The following is a 20,230-nucleotide window of genomic DNA, read 5'->3' on the forward strand; positions in this document are numbered from 1 at the left end:
GGCATATGCCGCCGGCGCGGGAGTTCCGGTTGTTTCTGCCGGCCGGGCTGTTACGGCGCGATGGTCATGCTGCCGGCTTCGCCGCGTACGGCGAACTGCGGGTCGTACATGTCTTCCGCGCTTGCCGGCGGTATGGTGAATGAACCTGCGGTGACAGCGCGCACAATGTATGCGGCCACCAGCGGTTCCCTGCCGCGGGCGTTGTTCCACGGCAGCCGTTCAAAGTCATAGACGGCCACCACGCGGTCGTCCTGCCGTTGCAGCAGCGATGCTGCCGTGGGTTTAAGCCAGGGCTGCGCAGCATTGTTTTGCGGAATTATGCTTTCCACTTCCAGACCTGCCGGCAGCAGGTCCTGCACCACAATCTGTCTGTGCTGGCTCTGAAGGGCCCGCAGTGTAAGCCGCACGATGAATCTGTCGTTACGGCGCACGGTGGCGGTGTCTACCGGCTGTCCTTCGAATGTAAGATATTCCCGTTTAAGAGAAAGGCTTTTGTGCGTCACAGCGGGGCGCGGCGCGGCAAGGGCAAAGTCGAATGCCGTGGTGACCCATGCGATGCCTTCGCCCGCGTTGCCCAGCGCAGGGGCACTGCCGCCGCTCTGCAGAAAGGCGCTTTCGGGCAGACGGATTATGCTGAAACCGCCGCGGGTGGTCACCGGACGTCCGTCCAGTGTGACCTGTGTGCGTTCAGCCTCCTTAAGCAGACCGTGGACGGCCAGCAGCTTCCAGCCCGCCTCCTGTGTGGTGGTGCGCATGAGGCCGTTGTCGGGGCCGAATCCGCCGCCGCGTTGCAGCAGTTCGGCGGCCAGTTGCACTCTGCCTGATTCCGCGGCTGCGGCTACGGCAAAAGCCAGATTGCGCTTGCCGGTACCGTAGGGGGCAGGCTGCGCGTTTTGCGGCCGTACGCCCGATGCGATGACTGCTCCCGCACGGTCAAAGCTTGATGCGGCGCGGGGCCTGTCGCCCACAAGGTCAAAGGCTCTGCCGAGACTGGCCCAGCCGGTGCTGTCCAGCTGCGGCGAGCTGTCGTGGAAGTAGCGCATGTCCGCCGTCAGCAGCACGCCGGACTGGGCAAGAACCCTGTAGGCGTAAGCCATGGCCTCGGGCGAGGCCCCGTATGACCCGCTGCGGGCCACTGCGGTAAGATATTTTCTTGCACCGTCCAGCACCGGTTCGGGCACGTTGTGTCCCTCCAGCGCAGCACGCGTCAGAAAGTCCATGGCGTACACCGTGGTCCACGGGTCGGCACGCCATGTGTCGCCCGGCCACATGTTCAGACTGCCGTCAGGGTTCTGCATGTCACCTATGCGGTCTATGGCGTCGCGGATTCGTTCTGCCGCGGTCGATGTTTCTTCCAGTCCGCTCATGGCAGCCACCTGCCGCAGGTACAGAAGCGGCATGGCGCGGCTGGCTGTCTGCTCCAGACAACCATAAGGGTAGCGGTCAAGCCAGCGCAGCAGCGACGGCACATCCGCTCCGGGAACAGAGCCGGCCTGCACGGATGTCTCCAGCGTTCCTTTCAGAATGTGGTTCGTGGTAAGGCCCTGTGCCAGAAGTGTTTTTTCAAGCAGGGCCGTGTCGATGGCAAGGGATGACCCGGGATCAAGCGTGACGGAACTGCGTACTGTCTGATGGCCGAACGCGGGCCGTACTGTCATGTCGCGGTGCAGGTCGGCACGGAATTCCGGCCCCTGTACAAGAGCGCTGATACTGCCCTGTCCGTTGCCCTGTGCGCTTACAGTCACGGGCAGCAGTATCCGCTGCCCCTGTTTGAGTGTGACCTTGAGGTCTGCCGGACTGACGGAAAGGGTGCCGTTACCTGCCAGCGTCACAGTGTAGGTGCCTTCCGCCGCCTCGAGATTGTGCAGCAGTACGGTTGCCTGTGCCGTGTCCTGCGGCGCGAGGAAACGCGGCAGAATAATATCCTGCACCAGCGGGTCGCGTACCGTCATGTGCGCCGAAGCGGAACCGACACCGGCAGTGTTCCATGCCACGGCCATAAGCCGCAGCCTGCCCTGAAATTCGGGAATTTCAAGAGGGATGCTGGCAAGGCCGGAACTGTCGGCCGTCACCACGCCGCTGAACAGCGACACGATGCGCAGCGGTACTGCCTCCAGCGAACCGGATGCTCCGGCCATGTCGCCGCCCTGCCGGATGGTCCCCGTGGTGCCTTCGCCTTCTATCAGCCTGCCGTAGTCGTCGCGCATGGTGACACCCAGCCGGCGTTTGGCAAAAAAGTATCCGTCCGGAGAGGGGGACGAAAAGCGTGTGAGCTGCAGAATGCCTTCATCCACGGCGGCCAGCGTGACATGCGCTCCGGCACCGCCCTGTATGCGCACAGGTACCGAGACCGTGCTGCGCGGGCGGATGCGCTCCGGCGATGCTATGCTTACCACCAGAGTGTGCTCCGCCATGTCCACGGGTATCCATGAAACACCCACGGCACGCACGGGCGAGCGTCCGGTGCGCTGCTGCAGGGGCTGGTGCAGCGTTACCAGCGCGTAGGCGCCCGCCCCCCAGTCCTGTCGTACAGGAAGGGCAACCGTGCCGCCTCCGGCGGGTATGTCCGCCGTGATGACATCCAGCACCCGCTCGTTGGCAATGACCACCGTGGCCTTGCCCGCCACAGGGGAATCGATGTGCAGGCGCGCCTGCGAACCGGCCTTGTACAGCGGGCTGTCCAGGCGGACATCCAGCCTGTCCGGCCTGTCGTCATCGGTTTCTGCACCCCAGCCGACATTGAATGTGTATGCCACTGTCTGCTTCTGTCCGGGGGCACTGATTTCTATCTGGTATCGGCCCCAGTCAAGCATACGGCTGATGTGTGCGGGAGCGTCCGCCGTAACTGCCAGCGGTTCGGTGCGGGTTTCGGCCACGCGTTCCACACGTTCGTAGCGCCAGCTGCCGCCGGTGCGCGACCACTGCCACGAAACGCTGATGCGCTTCCATGTGACGGTGGCGTTATCCAGCCCCGTGGTGCGTCCGCCTGCATCCACGCAGACGGCTTCAAACCGGGCGGGTTGCCCCACGGGGGCGTATCCGTCGCGGAACAGAGGCCGCAGGCCTATGTACTCCTTGCGCGCAAGTACGGGTACGGAAACAGCGGCACGGGTGGTTCTTCCGCCGGGTTCCTGCACGCGCACGGTTATGTCTGCCAGCGCGGGCTGGTCCAGCAGCAGCTGCGTATCGGCCCGGCGGGCGGACGCTGCCGCGGTGAGGTCGGCAAGAGATATCTGCAGCGCTGTTTTGCCTGTTTCGTCTGTGGGGGGAACTTCGTTGTCCATGCGCAGCGGACGGGCGGTGACGTCGCCGAAAAGGTACCCCGCATAGGCTCCCTTGAACGGAGCAGGGTCGGGCCGCAGCGTTGTTTCGGCCTCGGCCTGCAGACCGTTGCCCGGAGCGCCGTACAGAAAGTCGGCCTGCACGGCTACTGCGGCGGGGGTCTGCGGCGTTATGGCGCTCTGCGCGGTGTGCAGGCTCACGGCAAGGCGTTCCGGCACAAAGTCTTCCACCTGAAAGAACACCTCGCCCACGGGTGGCCCCTGCGGGTCGATGTGGGCCGTGGCTTGCCAGCGGCCGCGCAGGGCTGTTTCCGAAAGATGTACAGGCAGATGCGCCGCTCCCTGCTCCTGCCGCTGTACGGTGGTGCGGCGGTAGATTTTGCCGTCCGGCCTGACGACGGTGACAGTCAGCGGGGCATCTGTGACGGCCGCTCCCTGCGGGGTGCGCAGCATGGCCATCAGGTTAACGGTTTCGCGCGGGCGGTATACGCCCCGGTCGGTGTACAGATAGGCATCAACACCCTGAATGGGAGTGCGCCCCTCTATGCCGCGGTCGGAAAGATCGAGCGGAGTGCCCCGCAGGTCCAGCAGGGCGGTGTCGTCTTCTCTGGCAGCGGTCAGCAGCACGGGTTCCGCGGCACCCTGACCGCGGGTGAGACCGGCGGCAAACGAGGCCATGCCCTGCCTGTCGGTGACGGCTGTGCCCAGTTCTTCAAGATTGCGGCTGATCAGCGTCAGCGTGACACCGGACACAGGCTGTGCGGTGGCATAGGAACGCACAGACACTGTCATGCCGTCAGTGCCCTGATAGGTTGTAAGGGCAAGGTCGGTTTCCAGTACAAGTTGCCCGCCCACTTCTTCGGGCAGGTCTTCATAGCTGAATGTGCCGGAAGAGGGCGCCAGCGGAGCGGGTGATCCGATAATGAAATACAGTCCCGGTTTATTGCGGATGGCCACGTCGCGTACGGGAAACAGCGTGGTAACCGGTTCGTTGAGCTTGGGCACCACCTGCATGGTACCGTTCCATGCCAGCGTGGCCTGCGTGCGGTTGAGCTGAACCACATCCCACGGGTTGAAGCGTCTGCCCGAAAGAATATCACCATATACCTGCGTGATGGCGTGGGGCGGCATGCGCAGCACGGCCAGCCAGCAGTTTTCGGTGTTTACGGTGGTCACGGGCAGCCCGCGGGCAGAACCGCGCGGCAGTACAAAACCGCGCTCAAAGTTTACCGAAGGCTTGAGGTTGCGCAGTGATATGCTGACTTCGGCGTCCGACGCCAGAACATCTCCCGATGCGGCAGGCAACCCGGCGCGCAGCGTCACCGCAATGGTGTCTCCGGCTTTGCCGCCGGTCAGGCACATGCGCTGCGCCTGAATGCGCGATACCGTCAGTCCTGCGGCGGAGCGTATGTAGTCCTGATAGGATACATTGCCGGAAGCATCCAGTGCCTGTGTGAAGTCAAAGCATATTTCCGGGCCGTTTTCCGATTCTGCAAGGGTCGCTCCCGTATAGCTGAACTCGGGCGGTTCCTGTGCGGCAACTGTCTGCTGTTCGTGCGGTATTTCAGATGTGGCATTGGCAGCGGCGTTGTGCGCCGCGGGGGGCTGCCTGTCAGAGCGTTCTTCCGTATCGGAACCGCATCCGGCCAGAACAACCAGTGCCGCGAACAGCATGGCGCAAAGAAAGACACGGCATGCGGATACAAGGCGTGCTGATGAAGTCATGGAAAAAGCCTCCTGCAAATCCGGCACAGGCGCGGCGCAGGGCAGCGGGCCGGTGTATGTACTTCTCCGCGCAGATGCGGCGGCATGTTGTATCATCGGTCTATACTGACTTTGGATGCGAAAGGAAACACATGCCGGAAAAAAGACTGTACCCTGATTTGCAGGATTGCGGCAACATGCCGGATGCATACTGTGTTTTCCGGCAGTCTGTTGTGCGGTGTGCCACGCCTTATCTGAGTGAATCTGCAAAAGCATGCTGCGCGCAGTCACAGGCTTCATGACGGCAGGTGTACAAACTAAAACGGCGCCGTCCCGTGCGGGGCGGCGCCGTCTGCGGCTGCAGATACGGGGTCAGATACGGCCTTCCTGCCGCGCGTGGCAGGCAACCAGAGCACCGTCTGGCTGCATCAGGGCCTCGGGGGTCTCGTGGCGGCAGCGGTCGTCCGCGTGCGGACACCTGCCGTTGAATACGCATCCGCTGGGCAGGTTGATGGGCGTGGGCACATCACCGGTCAGGCGGATATGCCGCGAGCCTTTCTGCCCGATGCGCGGAATGGCGGAAAGCAGCGCCTGCGTGTAGGGATGACGGGGATTTTCAAAAAGCGATTCCGCCGTAGCCAGTTCACACAGGCTGCCCAGATACATGACCGCCACGCGGTTGGAAATGTGTTCCACCACAGACAGATCGTGGCTGATGAACAGATACGTCAGCCCGAATTCTTCCTGCAGGTCCATCAGCAGATTGAGTACCTGCGCCTGAATGGACACATCCAGTGCGGATATGGGTTCGTCGGCCACAATGAATTCCGGCTTGACCACCAGCGCCCGCGCGATGGATATGCGCTGCCGCTGGCCGCCGGAAAACTCGTGTGGGTATCTGTCTGCCCATGCGGGGTTTATGCCCACCTGATCCATCACACCCGCCACGCGTTCGCGTACTTCGGCGCCGGTCATGGCTGGGTTGTGAAACCGCACGGGTTCTTCCAGAATCTGACGTACGCGCATACGCGGGTTGAGCGAGGCGTACGGGTCCTGAAAGACCATCTGCATGCGGGTGCGGTAGGGCAGGGCTGCTTTTTCTGACAGATTGTCTATACGCTGGCCGCGGTAGATTATTTCACCGGAATTGGGCCGGTACAGCCCTATGACCGTGCGTGCCAGCGTGGATTTGCCGCAGCCGGATTCGCCCACCACAGACAGGGTTTCGCCTTCGTTTATGGAAAACGAGACATTGTTCACGGCATGCACCACGGTTTTTCTGCGTGTCAGTCTGCCGCCTTGAAAACGCAGCTGGTCCAGCAGTCCGCCGGAAATGTCGAACCGCTTGGACAGGTTTTTCAGATCGAGCAACGGTGTTGTAGCCATGACTTATTCCAGAATGTGGCAGGCAGCCATGCCGCCTGATTTCTTGAGTTCCAGACAGGGCCGCTCCTGAAGACACTGGTCTTCGCGGCAGGTACAGCGGTTGTTGAACGCACAGCCTCGGGGAATGGAGCCGAGACCGGGCATGATGCCGGGTATCTGGTTGAGGCGTTTGCCCTTGACCCCCTGCGGCAGGGCGGCCAGCAGACCTTTGGTATAGGGATGCTGGGGCGCGGCGACCACTTTGTCCGTTTCGCCCATTTCAACTATGCGCCCGGCATACATGACGGCTATCTTTTCGGTGACCTGAGACACCACGCCGAGGTCGTGCGTGATGAGAATAAGGCCCATGTTTTCCGATTCGCACAGCTCAAGCAGCAAATCCATGATCTCGGCCTGAATGGTCACGTCCAGCGCCGTGGTGGGCTCGTCCGCGATGATAAGCGCGGGCGAGGTAAGCAGCGCGATGGCGATGACTATGCGCTGGCGCATGCCGCCGGAGAACTCGTGCGGGTACTGTTTAAGCCGTTTTTCCGGCGAGGGTATGTACACCTTGCGCAGTTTTTCCAGCGCAATGGCTTCCGCTTCTTTCACCGAGACTTTCTTGTGCGCCAGAATGGTTTCCACCATCTGGGTACCTATGGTCAGCACGGGGTTCAGGGTCATCATGGGATCCTGAAAGATCATGCTGATGCGGTTGCCCCTGATGTGACGCAGTACTTCGGGCGAAGCTTTGGTCAGGTCGTGTCCTTCAAACAGTATGGAACCGCCGGTGATGCGGCCGGGCTTGCTGACAAGATTGATTATGGAAAAGCCGGTCACGGATTTTCCCGCCCCGGATTCGCCCACAAGGCCGAGCCGTTCCCCCCTGTTCAGGGAAAACGAAACATTGTCGACCGCTGTGAGCTGCGTGTCGCGCATGGCGAACTGGACGGTCATGTTTTTGACTTCAAGCAGCGTGCTCATGGTCTAGTCCTTGTAGAGTTTGGGATTGAGATAATCCCGCAGCCAGTCGCCCAGCAGGTTTATGGTGAGCACAAGCAGCACCAGCACCACACCGGGGAACAGGGTGATCCACCAGCTGCCGCTGAAAATGTACTCGAAGCCTGACTTGATGAGCGAACCGAGCGAGGGCTGGTTAACGGGCATGCCCAGTCCCAGAAAAGACAGGGCTGCTTCGCTCATGATGGCGTTTGCCACCTGCACGGTGGAAATAACCAGCACCGGAGTAAGCGTGTTTGGCAGGATATGCCGCCACATGATGCGCCGCGGTTTCAACCCGATGACGCGTGCCGCTTCTACATATTCTTTTTTCTTTTCGGCCAGCACCGATGCACGCACGGTACGGGCATACTGGGGCCATTCGGAAAGACCGATGACCAGCACGATGAACGGTACGGCGATTTCGGCAAATTTGGCCACGCCGAAAGCTGCCTGAATGACCGCACCGAAGAAGATGGCAACCATGTATGAAGAAAATGAAAGCTGTACGTCGGTAACACGCATCAGCAGGCTGTCCAGCCGCTTGGAGCCGTATCCGGCCATAAGCCCGATGAGAATGCCCAGCGAAGCCTGCAGCGCCACGGCGCCCATGCCGATAAGAATGGACACGCGCATGCCGTACAGGATGGCGGAAAACATGTCGCGTCCCTGCGCATCGGTACCCAGCAGAAATTCGGCGGAACCGCCGGCTTTCCACGAGGGAGGCGTTTCGGCGTTCATTACGTCGATGCTGGCACCGTCATACGGGTTGTGCGAGGTGAGCAGCGGCGCAAACGCGGCTGAAAGCACCAGCACGGCAACCACGATGAAGCTGGTCAGCGCTATTTTGTCGCGTACGAAGTGATACAGAAAATCCGAATCGCGCAATTGTTTCAGTCTGGCCAGCATCTATTTCCTCCCCGCGACGCGGACCATGGGGTTCACCAGTCCGTATATGATGTCCACCACCGTATTCACCACCACGAAAAGAGCCCCCACGAATACCATGTAGGCCACCAGCAGGGCGGTGTCGGATCGTTCGACGGCTTCGATGAACATAAAGCCCATGCCCTGCCACTGAAAAACCGTTTCGGTGAGAATGGTGTAGGCGATCATGAGGCCTATCTGCACGCCGCCCACGGTAATGACCGGCAGAAGCGTGTTTTTAAATGCATGCACCATGAGCACTCTGCGTTCGCGCAGCCCTTTGGCGCGGGCGAACTTGACGTACTCTGTTTCCAGCACTTCCTTCATTTCTGCGCGGATAAGCCGGATAAAAAGCGGCAGCATGATGGAAGAAAGCGCGATGCTGGGCAGGATGAGGTGTTTGAGCCCGTCAAGCGTAAGCAGGCCGGTGCTCCAGAAACCGAAAAGGGTTACGGTTTCTCCTCTGCCGTATGATGGCAGCCAGTGCAGTTCCACCGCGAATATGTAGATGAGCAGGATGGCTGTCAGAAAGACCGGAATGGAAACACCGACAACGCTGAAGCCCATGAAAAAACGCGATAACGGCGAGTTGGGCCGGTAGGCCGCATACACGCCCACAGGGGTTGAGATGAGCAGAATGAGCAGTGTGCTGCAGAAAACCAGTTCGAGCGTGGCCGGAGCCTTGTCGAGAATGACTTCCATTGCGGGCTTGCGGTAAAAGAACGATTGACCCAGATCGCCCTGAGCGGCGTTTTTGACAAAACGCCCCCACTGGACAAGGTAGGGATCGTTCAACCCCAGTTGCTCACGCAGGGCCTCACGTTCCTGTACAGAAACGCTGACGCCCACCATTTCACGCACAGGGTCGCCAAGCGAGTGTTTGATGGCAAACCCGATGAAGCTGATGACAAACATGACGATAAGCGCCTGTGTCACCCGTCGAACAATAAAAGCGATCATAGAGTGCTTGCGGGGTTTGAGGGTTAGATGACTGTGGTTGGCCGTCTGGCAGACAAGCGGGAACCGGCCTTTGGGCCGGTTCCTTATGGCGCCTGTCCTAAAGACGCTTTGCGGGGACAACAAGCAGGAGTTGTTTGCCTTCCCTACAAAGCGTCTTTGCACAAAGCGGAGCGGACCTGACGGCCCGCTCCGCGACATGGACGGTTTATTCTATTACAAGGTCGCCAAAGTACGGGAAGTCCATCACGTTGACGATTTCCTTTGCATTCTTCACGCCGGGGCCCACTGCCCACGAAAGGTGCTGCCAGTGCAGGGGAATGTAGGCGGCCTCTTCGTAGATAATTTTTTCAGCTTCCTGCAGCAGTGCGGTGCGCTTTGCCTTGTCGGTCTCGCTCTGCGAGGCGATGGTCAGCTCGTCCACCTTTTTGTTGCAGTAGTTGCCGCTGTTGTACTGGCCGTAGCCGGTTTCCTTATTGGGGCACATCAGCAGAAACTCGGTGTAGTTGGCGGAGTCTTCGGTATCGGGGTGCCAGCCCACCATCTGGATGTCGGCCACCTGTGCGTCAAACTCATCCCAGTACTGAGCCTTGGGCATGGTCTTCAGGTTCACGGTGATGCCGATTTTGGCCATCATGGAAACAAACGCTTCGGCGACCTTTTCATCGTTCACGTAGCGGTTGTTGGGGGCGATCATGGTAACTTCAAAGCCCTTTTCGTAGCCGGCTTCCTTCATGAGCTGCTTGGCCTTTTCCAGGTCATAGCGGGGTGCCAGTTCGGGCACGTAGCTGTAGAAGCCTTCGGGGCTCTGCTGACCGGCTGCGGTGGCGCGGCCTTTCATGATTTTTTCGGCAATGCCCTGATTGTCGGTGGCGTATACAACGGCCTGACGCACGCGGGGATCCTTGAAGGCTTCCACGCGGTTCTGGTTCATCTGCAGGGTGATCAGGCGCGAACCGGCCATGGTGATCAGCTTGACAGTTTCGTGGTTGGCCAGACGGTCGTAGTCCTGAGGCGGAACAGGCATGATGAAATCAACATCGCCGGACAGAATGGATGCCACGCGGGTGGCGTCGTTCTTGATGGGCTTCAGGTCGATTTCTTCCACGTTGCCGCGGGGGCCCCAGTATCCGGGAAATGCCTTGAATACCATGCGCACGCCCTGTTCGCGGGATTCCACGGTAAAGGGACCGGTGCCGGATTCGTTGACGTTGGCAAAGGAAGGGCCGGTCTTTACGATGGCGTCCTTGGGCTGGCCGTTTTCATCGTTTCCGCTGTAGAACTTGCTGTCCATGGGGAAGATGTAGGTGGCCATGTTCAGCATCAGGGGGTAGGGCTTGTGGGTGATCAGATCGATGGTGTAGTCGTCGATGATCTTGGGCTCGGCAAAAGGCTCGAACAGGGCTTTGTAGTCCTGCGATTTTTTCAGACGGGCCAGCGTCCACACCACGTCTTTGGCGGTAAATTCATTGCCGCTGTGGAACTTGACGCCCTTGCGCAGGTGAAAGCGCATGGTCAGCGGGTCTATGCGCTCGTACTTTTCGGCAAGGCGGGGTTCAAAGGCCATGTCCTGCGTCCAGCGGACGAGGGGGTCGAACACCAGATGCGAATACTGCAGCATGCCGCCGGAAAGCTGCACATGGGGGTCCAGAGACACAGGGTCGGCATCCATGGCAAGGTGCAGAACCTTTTTTTCTGCCTTGGGCGCTTCGGCGGCCTTTTCGGCGGGGGCCGATTCAGCCTTTTTTTCTTCCGGCTCGGCGCTGCAGCCGAATGCCAGACTTGCAACCAGTGCAAGCAGCATGAGTTTCAAGACGCGCTTCATCCAGTACCTCCAAATGAAATTTTGCATAAAAGCGGTGCCCTGCTTTGCCGGCGCACTTCCGCAGTCGCCGGTACGGGGATAAGGGGCTGCCGATGAAAAATCGCCCCATCTAAACCGAGCAACGCCGCCGCCGTCAAGGGCTTTTCGCTTCAAATGCCATTGATATGTCACAATGACATTTTTGTAACATGTTTGATTCCCATGCTATTTCGGCCGGGTGCGCTGCGGGGGCGGCGGCCGGGCATGGTGTATGCCGGGGCGGCGGCGCCTAGCTGAACGCGCGTACTATCCGCCCGAGAGCTTCATGCAGCACGCTGCGCGGGCAGGCGAAGTTAAGGCGCATGCAGCCGTTTCCGCCGGTGCCGAAGCTGGGCCCGTGGTTGAGAGCCAGACGGGCCGTGCTCTGCAGCCGGTCGATGATCTGTTCCGAAGCCAGTCCCGTGCCGTTGAAATCAAGCCAGCTGAGATAGGTGGCTTCCGGCAGCATGGGAGATACGCCGTCCAGCGCCGACAGGGTGTCGTGCACCAGACGTCTGTTGCCGTCCAGATAGCTCAGCAGTGCTTCCCGCCACGGATTGCCGCGTCTGTATGCGGCAATTCCCATGGCCAGCCCGAATGCCGAAGGGTCGAACAGTCCCGCGCCGTGCATGGCCTGCTGCAGGCGCGCCCGCAGGCCGTCGTTCTGCACCACGGCCATGCCCAGCATGGATCCGGCAATGTTGAACGTTTTGGTGGCGGAAATGCAGGTGACCGTTCTGTCGGCTATTTCCGGTGACATACGGGCCAGAACTGTGTGCGTATGTTCCGGGTAGACAAGGTCGTGGTGGATTTCGTCGCTGATGATGATGACGTCGCGGGCAAGGCATATTTCGGCCAGACGCTGCAGTTCGCCGCGGGACCATACCCTGCCGCCGGGGTTGTGCGGGCTGCACAGCAGCAGCAGTTTGCCGCCGGCATCTATCTGCTGTTCCAGATGGTCATAATCCATGACAAAGCGGGGGCCGTGCGGCCCGTCTTCACAGCGCAGCGGGTTTTCGAGCACGGTGCGGCCGCAGTTGCCCGGAGCAAGCATGAAAGGCGGATACACCGGCGGCTGCACTATGACGCCTTCGCCCGGGCGGGTGAACGCCTGAATGGCAAGGTGCAGCACCGTGACCACGTTGGGCATGCGCAGCACCCACTGCGGACGGATGTCCCAGCCGTGGCGCTGCTGCAGCCAGCCGCACAGCGCTTCGTCGTGATCGCGCCATGCGCCGGGGTAGCCGTACAGACCGGAACGGGCCATGGCGGCCACGGCATCGTTTACAGCGGGCGGAGAGCGGAAGTCCATATCCGCCACCCACATGGCAATGCCCTGCGGGTCGCCCTGTGCAGGAACGCCGAAGCGTGTTTCCATTTCGTCCCATTTTTCGGAACGCGTGCCGAGCCTGTTCAGACGGGTATCAAAATCGTATGTCATGGAGTCTCCGGTTGCTGTGCTGCTTTGGAACGCTGCAGTGCCGCGTGCCGTTATGCGCGGGGATGCAGGTACATGCGGCGGTGCAGAAGCATACACGGGCTACACCACTCTGCGCCGGAAGTGAAGGGCTCCGGAAGTGGAAGGAAGGGGATGCTGTCGCAGGGGCATGGTCTGCGCGTTGTGCACTGACGCGGGCAGAGACAAAAAAACAGCGCCTCCGGCCTGTGCCGGAGGCGCTGAAAAGAGACATGAAGCAGTCGTCAGTATTGTACGCCGTTGTAACATGTGCGGTCGTCATACTCCATCTGTTTACCCTTGTTCCATTGCGAAACAGGGCGGTAGTAACCGACGATGCGTGTGTAGACTTCGGCGTCCGCCCCGCATGAGGGGCAGGTGTGATGTTCGCCCTGCAGGTACCCGTGATCTTTGCACACGGAAAATGTGGGCGTGATGGATATGTACGGCAGCTTGGTATTGCTGAACGCCTTGAGAATGAACTTTTTCAGCGACTGATGGTCGGCCACGGCTTCACCCAGATAGGTATGAAACACGGTGCCGCCTGTATACAGAGGCTGCAGTTTGTTCTGGTGTTCCAGCGCCGCGAAAACGTCTTCGGTGGTGCCCACGGGCAGGGCGGTGGAGTTGGTGTAATAGGGCGTGCCGTTACCGGAAGCTTTGATTTCGGAATACAGACGCTTGTCGATGCGTGCCAGCCGGTAGCTTGTGCCTTCCGCCGGAGTGGCTTCAAGATTGTACAGGTTGCCTGTTTCTTCCTGATAGCGGGCCGTCAGGTTGCGCAGATGTTCCAGTGCGCGCTGCATCAGCCGTACACCGGCGTCGGTTTCAATGCCTTTGCCCAGCAGGTTGAGGCAGGCTTCGTGCCCGCCCACCAGTCCGATGGTGGAAAAGTGGCCGTTGAGTCCGTTTTTCAGATACCTTCTGCTCCATGGGAACATGCCGCGCTCAAGGTTGTCATTGACCATTTTGCGTTTGAATTCGAGCGACTGGCGTGCAAGGTCGGCATACTCTTCCAGCAGGTCGAGAAAATCTTCCTCACCCTGCGCCAGATAGGCCAGCTTGGGCAGGTTGAGCGTGACCACGCCGATGGAGCCTGTCAGATCGCCCGCCCCGAAAAGGCCGCCGGTTTTTTTGCGCAGCTCGCGCAGGTCCATCTGCAGGCGGCAGCACATGGAACGCACGTCTTCGGGGTTCAGGTCGGAACTGATGAAATTCTGGAAATAAGGGACACCGTACTTGGCGGTAAGCCGCAGCAGCAGGTCGCCTATTTCGCTGTCCCACGGAAAGTCGGTTGTTATATTGTAGGTGGGAATGGGGAACGAGAAAATGCGTCCGTCATGGTCGCCCCCCAGCATCACTTCAAGAAATGCCTTGTTGATCATGTCCATTTCGGTCTGGAATCCGGCATAGGTGTCGTCGGTCAGCATGCCGCCGATTATGGCCGCTTCCTTGCCTATATGGCGCGGGCACACAAGGTCGAAGCTCAGGTTGGTGAAGGGGCTTTGCCCTCCCCAGCGCGAGGTTGTGTTCAGGTTGAAGACAAATTTCTGTATGGCCTGTCGCACCTGCTGGTAGTTCAGGCCGTCCCTGCGCACAAAGGGCGCAAGGTAGGTGTCCACATTGTTGAAGGCCTGTGCACCGGCCCACTCGTTCTGGAGTGTGCCGAGAAAATTGTTCATCTGGCCCAGTGCTGTATCAAGATGCTTTGCCGGTCCGGCGCTGGAGCGTCCTTCCAGATTGAAACCTTCCAGCAGCAGGTCGCGCAGGCTCCAGCCCGCGCAGTAGCCCGCCAGCCCGAAGGAAAGATCGTGGATGTGAAAGTAACCGTGTTCGTGCGCCTGACGCACTTCCTCGGGGTACTTTTCCAGCGAATATCTGGCCTGCAGCGTGCCGGAAAGATGCAGCATGAGCCCCTGAAACGAGTGGGTCATGTTGGCGTTTTCATTTACCCGCCAGTCAGCCTTGTCCAGATAGTTGTCTATGGTCTCGGAAATATCCAGATACGCTGCCTGCTGTTCGCGCAGCTGGCGCCTGTTTTCACGGTAGATGATGAAACGGCGCGCCACATGGTACAGCCGTGACTCCATGAGAATCATCTCAATGGTGTCCTGCACCTGCTCCTGGCAGGGGACGTCAATGCCTTCGAGGCGTTGCTCCACCTTGCGGGCAAGGCGTCTGGAGAGCAGCGGGTCTTTAATGCCGCTGGCTTTGAGCGCTTTCAGTATGGCCAGCGCTATGCGGTCGGGTGACCACGTCTCCAGACATCCGTCGCGTTTCTGAATCTGTTTCGGCATGAGACCTCCTCGGGGCGACATAGTCCTGAAGTTTCAGAGTGAATCCCTGCGGCAGATACTGCCGCGCGGTGTCAATGTGGTCAGGGGTAAGCACGGGAACCTGTGTCAGCCGGAAGAGAAACGCCTCAGGCGCGGTCTGCGCCAGTGCAAATATGCGGCTGAGTCCGGTGCGGGCTTCTTCGGGGCTGTGTGTGCCGCCGGTGAGCCGGGGGTAAAGCTCCCACGGGCCTTTCACATCCACGGCAAACAGGTCCACAAGCTGCTGCTGCATGAGCGATTCAACCACGTCGGGGCGCATTCCGTTGGTGTCCAGTTTTATACGCATGCCGAGCGCCTTGATGTCGTGCAGCACCGTTTCCAGCTGCGGCACCAGAGTGGCCTCTCCGCCGGTCACGACCACGCCGTCAATCCATTTTGCCCTGTTTTTCAGGTAGGTGAGTATGGATTGCCTGCTGATGGCGGGAACCTGTTCCGGCTGCCATGCTATGGTGTAGTTGTGGCAGGTGGGGCAGCGCATGTTGCAGCCCCCCATGAAGATGACGCTGGTGTTGCAGCCGGGCCAGTCGCACAGGCTGACACGCTCAAATCCGCGGACGTAGGACCATGCAGAGTTCATTATGATAACTTCTTGGTATTGCTGCCGCCGTCCGGACGCGCAGGAATCGGCGTCTATCGGAAAGCCGTTTTTTATGTGTGAAACTGCTGTGTTGCGGCAGGGAGGTTGTGATTTAGAAAATGTGTAGCAAAACTTTAAACAAAGTACGTACGCACAGGTCAGAAAGATACATGAGGGGGTGCATCTTGTACAGGCCGCTAAGGGAAAAAAGAGAAAAGGAAAATGGTTATGCCTTGTTTTTGTTTGTGTTTTTGTAATTTTTCATGTTGTTTTACTTTTTGAGGCCTTGGCCGGAGGGGGTTTTCCACAGTGAATAACCATGTGGAAAACCGAGGTGCCCCTAGAGGGATGCTTGCTTGCCCTGTGCCGCCCCGTTGTTTGATGTGTATGATGTTAAAATACAGTGTCTTAGCGTGTGGATACGGTCTGTGCGGGCGTAAGCGCACAGCATGAAGGGGTTTTGTGTGCGCAAGGGCACAGCGTTGTATAGAAAAACCTTTTTCTGTGCCGGTGAACATAAAAAAAAGCCCGCACAGGCGGGCCGGAAAATTTGCAGAAGCCTTTTGCTATTCCAGACAGAACTCCACGGTGAATTCTCCGTGATTTGTTTTGAAGGGAATGGCGATGACAGGGCTTTTGGTCACATGGCTGATGGTGTGTCCGTCGCCCATGATGACCGAGGGGGTGGCTCCCTGAAAGGTCATGCCCATTTCTGAAAGGGCGGCGCGGGCCTGACCTGATATCATGTTGGTCACTTCGCCCACGGCGTCTTTGGTGTCCTGTATGATATCCTGAATATCGTCCCCCAGCATGGCCTTTACCACGGCTATGGCGCATTGTTTGGTAAACGTCACGGAAATACTGCCGTTTTTGTGGCCGGTAATGCCCACAACGGCTGAAACGTCACCCTTGGCAACGTTGTTTTTCTTTACATACGGCTGGCCGGGTATGGGCTGTATGCCTGCCATGGTGGACAGCACGTTGGTTGTGGCCGTGACGAACGGCTTTGCGATTTCAATTCCGCTGCTGCTCATCCTGAGCGTCTCCTTGCTTTCCTGAAAATGGCGTGTGCAGCACGTCAGCGCATGCGCACCGCACCCTACAGAGCGAATACATGATCACTTTCAGAACATAGCGATACTACGTGACGAGTGTGTTTCCGTCTAGTCCATTATGCTGACGGTTTCATGCAGCGGAATGATATTATGTGTGTTCAGCATGCTTCGGCGGCGGCAAGATTGGTCTGCACGGCACGGTACAGCCGGTTTTCGCTGCCAATCCTGCCGCCGATGAATGCAAGAGCATGTCCGAAGTGTTCGCGGGCTTCCTGCAGTCTGCCTGCCTTGAAGCAGACAAGACCGAGGTTGTTGCGTATTTTTGCTTCGAACGTGTCGGAATTGAGCTGACGCGCCTGCCGCAGGGCCTGCTGGAGCAAAAATTCGGCATTGGCAAGGTTTCCGTCGGAAAAAGCCTTCATTCCGGTACGGTTGAGATGGGTGATACGGCTGGCGGCGCACATGGTGTCTCTCCTTTTGCGGTGTCCTGATTATCTGGAATGGTTGCTGAGGCACTGGCGCAGCGTGGAAATGCCGCACGAGTGGATCATGGCTACGGGAATGCTGCGCGAACGGGCATACTGCATCACTTCCTTGCGGGCGGAATGCGAGACTTTGTTGGTGAACACGATGACAAGGTCTGTGGAGCCCATCTGGCCGGAAATTCTGTTTTCCTTGCCTGTGAACACCTTGAGGTCAACGCCGCTTTTTCTGGCGGTGTCGATGTATTCTCTCTTCAGTCTGTCCATGCCTCCGATAAGGGTGGCGCACATAATCTTTCTCCTGCGTAGTAGGGTGTCATGTTGAATTGCACAGCATGGATACAGTCTATAGTGAAAATGAAAATCAATGTCAACTGAAAAAGTGGTACAACTTGGCTGTCAGCCTGTGCTAACAGTGCGGTCCTGAAAACCGCGGCGGGCGGTCTGCGCCCCGCATGGCCGCACGTAGAAAACAGTCCGGAAAAAAATAATGAAAAGAATGAAGGTTAACATACAGCTGCTGTGGTTTATAGCTGTCTGCTGTGCGGCATTTGTACCGCAGCAGGCGGCTGCGCATCCGCATGTGTTTGTGGAGGCGCTGGTACAGCTGGAGATTGAAAACGGCCGCCTGAAGGCTCTGCACGAGACGTGGAGCTTTGACGAGATGTCCAGTGCCTTGTTTCTGGGCGATCTTGATTTGAATCAGGACGGTGCGCTGACGCCTGATGAATGGGAAAAACTGAAGGCGGACATTACCGGCTACCTGCACGAGGAAGGCTTTTACACACACATTTATGCAGGCGGAAAGACCGCCGGTGTCACACGGGTGGAGCATTTCACCGCCACGTTCAGCGACGGCATGCTGCGGTATTCCTTCACGGTGCCGCTTGATCTGCCTGCGGCTGCAGGAGAAGTGGTCAAAGTGGCCTTGTACGACCCTACCTATTACACAGCCTTTTTCTTTGATGAACGGCATGTGACGGTGAAGGGTGCGGACAAAGCAAGGGTGGTGCTGCAGGAAGCTCCTGAGCTTGCTTATTATTACGGGCAGATAGTGCCCTATGCCATAGAGCTGGAGTTGTAATGGTGCTGAAAAGAGTGTTTCCGGCGGTGGTTGCCGTATGTCTGCTGGCATGTGCCGCCCATGCGTCGCCGTTTACAGGCAGCGGGGGCAATGCCCGCGGTCCCGCTTCCGAAAGCGGTTTTTTTGCGCTGGAGCCGCCCGCGGGGCAGGTTTCCGGCGCGGACGGTCAGCATGCCGCACCAAAAGAAGCGCGGGATGCGGCTGAGCGCGGGACCGGCGGCGGATTTACCGGCGGCAGGGGGCATCAGCACGCGCCCGCGGCCGTTTACGGTGCGGATGCCGGACAGGGCGTAGAGCCTTTTTTCACTCCGCCGCCCCTTTATAACCGCATCATCAGTCTGTCCACCAGAGCGCAGCACTATTTGCGGGGGCAGATGGTTTCCTTTGCCTCGGGCATCAAGGAGTCACCTTACGGTACTTCCTTCTGGCTGTTTCTGGCCGTGTCATTTGTGTACGGCGTGGTGCACGCCATAGGGCCGGGACACGGCAAGGCCGTGGTCTTCTGCTATTTTCTGGGGCGTTCGGGCGGAATATCCCGGGGGCTGCTTATGGGCAACCTGCTGACATCTGTTCATGTGCTGTCGGCGGCGGTGCTGGTTTTTGCCGCGCATCTGCTGTTCGAGCAGGGCGCCGCCCGCGGTATCCACGGTGTGAGCGGTCCCGTGCAGCGTTTCAGCTACGGCATCATCATGCTGGTGGGCGCCGCCATGCTGCTGCATGCACTGTACGAGCTTTTCAGCGGCAGGCTGGGCGGACGGGTGCGGCAGGCCACGGCGGAATGTCCTGCAGGCTATGGCAGTCTGACTGCCGTTTCCGTACTGGCCGGACTGGTGCCCTGCCCAGCAGCGGTGCTTATACTTACCTTCGCGCGGGGGCTGGACATCACACAGGCGGGAGTGCTGGCGCTGGTGGCGCTGGCGCTGGGCATGGGGCTGACCACATCGGCGTTCGGCCTGCTGAGCATGGTTTCGCGCAGGGTGCTGCTGCACAGCACGGGGCGCAGCACACGGGCCGTTGTGGCCGGTTATGCGCTGCTTTCCGTCACGGGGGCGCTGGCTGTGACGCTGCTGGGCTTTATCATGTATACCGGCAGCGTCTGAGGTATAAAAAAGGCATCCCTGCGGATGCCTTTTTTTGTTACAGGACGGCGCGGATGCGCCGCGGGCCGGCTATTCGTCGACCCATGAAATACATTCCACAGGACAGGTGGAAATGGCGTCTTCCACACAGTCGGCGCCGGTCTGCGGGTCGATGACTTCTGCACACGAGCCGTCGCTGGACATTCTGAACGCCTCGGGGCAAAGTTCAACGCACGATTCGCAGGCCACACATTCTTCCTGATCGATAACAAGATTTTTAGCCATACAATATACCTCCGGATACTGATAATATGTTAGTTGCCGGAAGACTATCATGGCTGCGGAACGGTGTACACAATCGAGTGCCGTTCGCGCGTGCTGACCGGCAGAGTGATGATGCACGGCTGAAACTGAGGTGCAAATGAGTAACAGTGCAAAGGCCATCAAGGAAAATCTCGCCAGAGCAAAGGCGTATTTCAACAGGCATGATGTGCAGCGGGCCGTTGCCGCCACGGCGGCGGCGCTGCAGGCATGGGTGCAGGCCGGCGAACCGGCGGGCAAGAATGAACTGGTAGGCGCCCTGCGCGAAGTGGTGGCGCTGCTCGGAAGGGCCGACGAGGTCACAGGAGAGCTGGGCGGCCCCCCGGTGTGGCAGCCGGGGCAGGAAAAAAGTCTGCTTATCCAGCTGGCAAAAGTGTTGCGTGCCCTGCAGCATCAGGAACTGGATGAAGATCATCGCAAGATTCTTGAACGCAAGCAGAAACTGGACAGGCTGTTCATATACGGCAGCCGCCTGCTGGAAACCCATAAGCCCAAAGAAGCCGATGAAGCCTTTCAGGAAGCCATGACCTATCATAAAGATGAGGACGTCATATTCCGGATGATGGGCGAACGCATGATGGCCGCATCGCAGCCGGCGCTGGCTTTGCGGTATCTGAAGAGGGCTCTCAAGGCTTCTCCCGAGCGGCAGGTGGTGGAAATGACCATTGATGCCTACAAGCGTTCGGGAAATCACGGTGCGGCTGCCAAGCTGCAGCAGCAGTTCGCTGCGCTGCTTGGCTCCTGATGCCGTGACCGTGGCGGGG

Annotated in this window: 16 protein-coding genes; 3 read left to right on the forward strand and 13 right to left on the reverse strand. The window is 59.1% G+C overall.

The genetic code is table 11. From position 1 onward, the window contains the following. Nucleotides 1-50: 50 nt before the first annotated feature. The 12 genes from ACZ5D1_RS01440 to ACZ5D1_RS01495 form a co-directional block, all read right to left on the reverse strand. Complete coding sequence (locus ACZ5D1_RS01440; protein ID WP_464555672.1) at nt 51-5,006, reverse strand: alpha-2-macroglobulin family protein; 4,956 nt, start codon at nt 5,004-5,006, stop codon at nt 51-53. A 351-nt stretch (nt 5,007-5,357) separates the two neighbouring features. Beyond that, on the reverse strand, nt 5,358-6,371 hold the full coding sequence (locus tag ACZ5D1_RS01445; RefSeq protein ID WP_464555674.1) for an ABC transporter ATP-binding protein: 1,014 nt from the start codon (nt 6,369-6,371) through the stop codon (nt 5,358-5,360). Between the two features lie 3 nt (nt 6,372-6,374). Then, complete coding sequence (locus ACZ5D1_RS01450) at nt 6,375-7,334, reverse strand: ABC transporter ATP-binding protein (protein ID WP_011366421.1); 960 nt, start codon at nt 7,332-7,334, stop codon at nt 6,375-6,377. Between the two features lie 3 nt (nt 7,335-7,337). Continuing rightward, nucleotides 7,338-8,258: an ABC transporter permease gene (locus tag ACZ5D1_RS01455; protein WP_011366422.1), complete on the reverse strand. Its 921-nt coding sequence runs from the start codon at nt 8,256-8,258 to the stop codon at nt 7,338-7,340. Further along, entirely contained in the window at nt 8,259-9,236 is a 978-nt protein-coding gene (locus ACZ5D1_RS01460) for an ABC transporter permease (RefSeq protein ID WP_027182502.1), read from the reverse strand. 205 nt (nt 9,237-9,441) lie between these two features. Then, nucleotides 9,442-11,058, reverse strand: a complete 1,617-nt coding sequence (locus ACZ5D1_RS01465; protein ID WP_011366424.1) for an ABC transporter substrate-binding protein — start codon at nt 11,056-11,058, stop codon at nt 9,442-9,444. Between the two features lie 268 nt (nt 11,059-11,326). After that, nucleotides 11,327-12,517 carry a MalY/PatB family protein gene (locus ACZ5D1_RS01470; RefSeq protein WP_464555676.1) on the reverse strand — a complete coding sequence of 397 codons (1,191 nt, stop codon included), beginning with the start codon at nt 12,515-12,517 and terminating at the stop codon, nt 11,327-11,329. 260 nt (nt 12,518-12,777) lie between these two features. After that, the gene (locus tag ACZ5D1_RS01475) at nt 12,778-14,829 is read right to left on the reverse strand and encodes a ribonucleoside triphosphate reductase (protein WP_027182501.1); all 2,052 of its coding nucleotides are present in this window, start codon (nt 14,827-14,829) and stop codon (nt 12,778-12,780) included. Continuing rightward, complete coding sequence (locus tag ACZ5D1_RS01480) at nt 14,729-15,445, reverse strand: anaerobic ribonucleoside-triphosphate reductase activating protein (protein ID WP_034619545.1); 717 nt, start codon at nt 15,443-15,445, stop codon at nt 14,729-14,731. The genes ACZ5D1_RS01475 and ACZ5D1_RS01480 overlap by 101 nt, the downstream gene beginning before the upstream one ends. Before the next feature lie 566 nt (nt 15,446-16,011). Next, nucleotides 16,012-16,479, reverse strand: coding sequence for a chemotaxis protein CheX (locus tag ACZ5D1_RS01485; protein WP_011366428.1), 468 nt, complete (start codon nt 16,477-16,479; stop codon nt 16,012-16,014). A gap of 179 nt (nt 16,480-16,658) precedes the next feature. Beyond that, the gene (locus ACZ5D1_RS01490; protein WP_011366429.1) at nt 16,659-16,964 is read right to left on the reverse strand and encodes a tetratricopeptide repeat protein; all 306 of its coding nucleotides are present in this window, start codon (nt 16,962-16,964) and stop codon (nt 16,659-16,661) included. A gap of 27 nt (nt 16,965-16,991) precedes the next feature. Next, on the reverse strand, nt 16,992-17,273 hold the full coding sequence (locus tag ACZ5D1_RS01495) for a DUF2325 domain-containing protein (protein ID WP_011366430.1): 282 nt from the start codon (nt 17,271-17,273) through the stop codon (nt 16,992-16,994). Nucleotides 17,274-17,472: 199 nt separating this feature from the next. On the opposite strand from ACZ5D1_RS01495, the gene ACZ5D1_RS01500 reads away from it, so the two are divergent. Together ACZ5D1_RS01500 and ACZ5D1_RS01505 are read left to right on the forward strand one after the other, a co-directional pair. Continuing rightward, the gene (locus ACZ5D1_RS01500) at nt 17,473-18,066 is read left to right on the forward strand and encodes a DUF1007 family protein (protein WP_011366431.1); all 594 of its coding nucleotides are present in this window, start codon (nt 17,473-17,475) and stop codon (nt 18,064-18,066) included. Next, nucleotides 18,066-19,166: a nickel/cobalt transporter gene (locus ACZ5D1_RS01505; RefSeq protein WP_464555678.1), complete on the forward strand. Its 1,101-nt coding sequence runs from the start codon at nt 18,066-18,068 to the stop codon at nt 19,164-19,166. Before ACZ5D1_RS01500 ends, ACZ5D1_RS01505 begins: the two co-directional genes overlap by 1 nt. A 69-nt stretch (nt 19,167-19,235) precedes the next feature. On the opposite strand, the gene ACZ5D1_RS01510 is transcribed toward ACZ5D1_RS01505, so the two are convergent. After that, complete coding sequence (locus ACZ5D1_RS01510) at nt 19,236-19,430, reverse strand: ferredoxin (protein WP_011366433.1); 195 nt, start codon at nt 19,428-19,430, stop codon at nt 19,236-19,238. Nucleotides 19,431-19,566: 136 nt separating this feature from the next. Between ACZ5D1_RS01510 and ACZ5D1_RS01515 the strand changes: the two genes are divergently transcribed. Further along, nucleotides 19,567-20,211, forward strand: coding sequence for a tetratricopeptide repeat protein (locus tag ACZ5D1_RS01515; protein ID WP_011366434.1), 645 nt, complete (start codon nt 19,567-19,569; stop codon nt 20,209-20,211). The last annotated feature ends 19 nt before the right edge of the window (nt 20,212-20,230 follow it).

Source organism: Oleidesulfovibrio vietnamensis (genome assembly GCF_055388115.1).

Bases quoted from the DNA above. Each gene is read 5' to 3' on its own strand.
- ACZ5D1_RS01440 (WP_464555672.1), bottom strand. From the start codon at position 5,006: ATGACTTCATCAGCACGCCTTGTATCCGCATGCCGTGTCTTTCTTTGC.
- ACZ5D1_RS01445 (WP_464555674.1), bottom strand. From the start codon at position 6,371: ATGGCTACAACACCGTTGCTCGATCTGAAAAACCTGTCCAAGCGGTTC.
- ACZ5D1_RS01450 (WP_011366421.1), bottom strand. From the start codon at position 7,334: ATGAGCACGCTGCTTGAAGTCAAAAACATGACCGTCCAGTTCGCCATG.
- ACZ5D1_RS01455 (WP_011366422.1), bottom strand. From the start codon at position 8,258: ATGCTGGCCAGACTGAAACAATTGCGCGATTCGGATTTTCTGTATCAC.
- ACZ5D1_RS01460 (WP_027182502.1), bottom strand. From the start codon at position 9,236: ATGATCGCTTTTATTGTTCGACGGGTGACACAGGCGCTTATCGTCATG.
- ACZ5D1_RS01465 (WP_011366424.1), bottom strand. From the start codon at position 11,058: ATGAAGCGCGTCTTGAAACTCATGCTGCTTGCACTGGTTGCAAGTCTG.
- ACZ5D1_RS01470 (WP_464555676.1), bottom strand. From the start codon at position 12,517: ATGACATACGATTTTGATACCCGTCTGAACAGGCTCGGCACGCGTTCC.
- ACZ5D1_RS01475 (WP_027182501.1), bottom strand. From the start codon at position 14,829: ATGCCGAAACAGATTCAGAAACGCGACGGATGTCTGGAGACGTGGTCA.
- ACZ5D1_RS01480 (WP_034619545.1), bottom strand. From the start codon at position 15,445: ATGAACTCTGCATGGTCCTACGTCCGCGGATTTGAGCGTGTCAGCCTG.
- ACZ5D1_RS01485 (WP_011366428.1), bottom strand. From the start codon at position 16,479: ATGAGCAGCAGCGGAATTGAAATCGCAAAGCCGTTCGTCACGGCCACA.
- ACZ5D1_RS01490 (WP_011366429.1), bottom strand. From the start codon at position 16,964: ATGTGCGCCGCCAGCCGTATCACCCATCTCAACCGTACCGGAATGAAG.
- ACZ5D1_RS01495 (WP_011366430.1), bottom strand. From the start codon at position 17,273: ATGTGCGCCACCCTTATCGGAGGCATGGACAGACTGAAGAGAGAATAC.
- ACZ5D1_RS01500 (WP_011366431.1), top strand. From the start codon at position 17,473: ATGAAAAGAATGAAGGTTAACATACAGCTGCTGTGGTTTATAGCTGTC.
- ACZ5D1_RS01505 (WP_464555678.1), top strand. From the start codon at position 18,066: ATGGTGCTGAAAAGAGTGTTTCCGGCGGTGGTTGCCGTATGTCTGCTG.
- ACZ5D1_RS01510 (WP_011366433.1), bottom strand. From the start codon at position 19,430: ATGGCTAAAAATCTTGTTATCGATCAGGAAGAATGTGTGGCCTGCGAA.
- ACZ5D1_RS01515 (WP_011366434.1), top strand. From the start codon at position 19,567: ATGAGTAACAGTGCAAAGGCCATCAAGGAAAATCTCGCCAGAGCAAAG.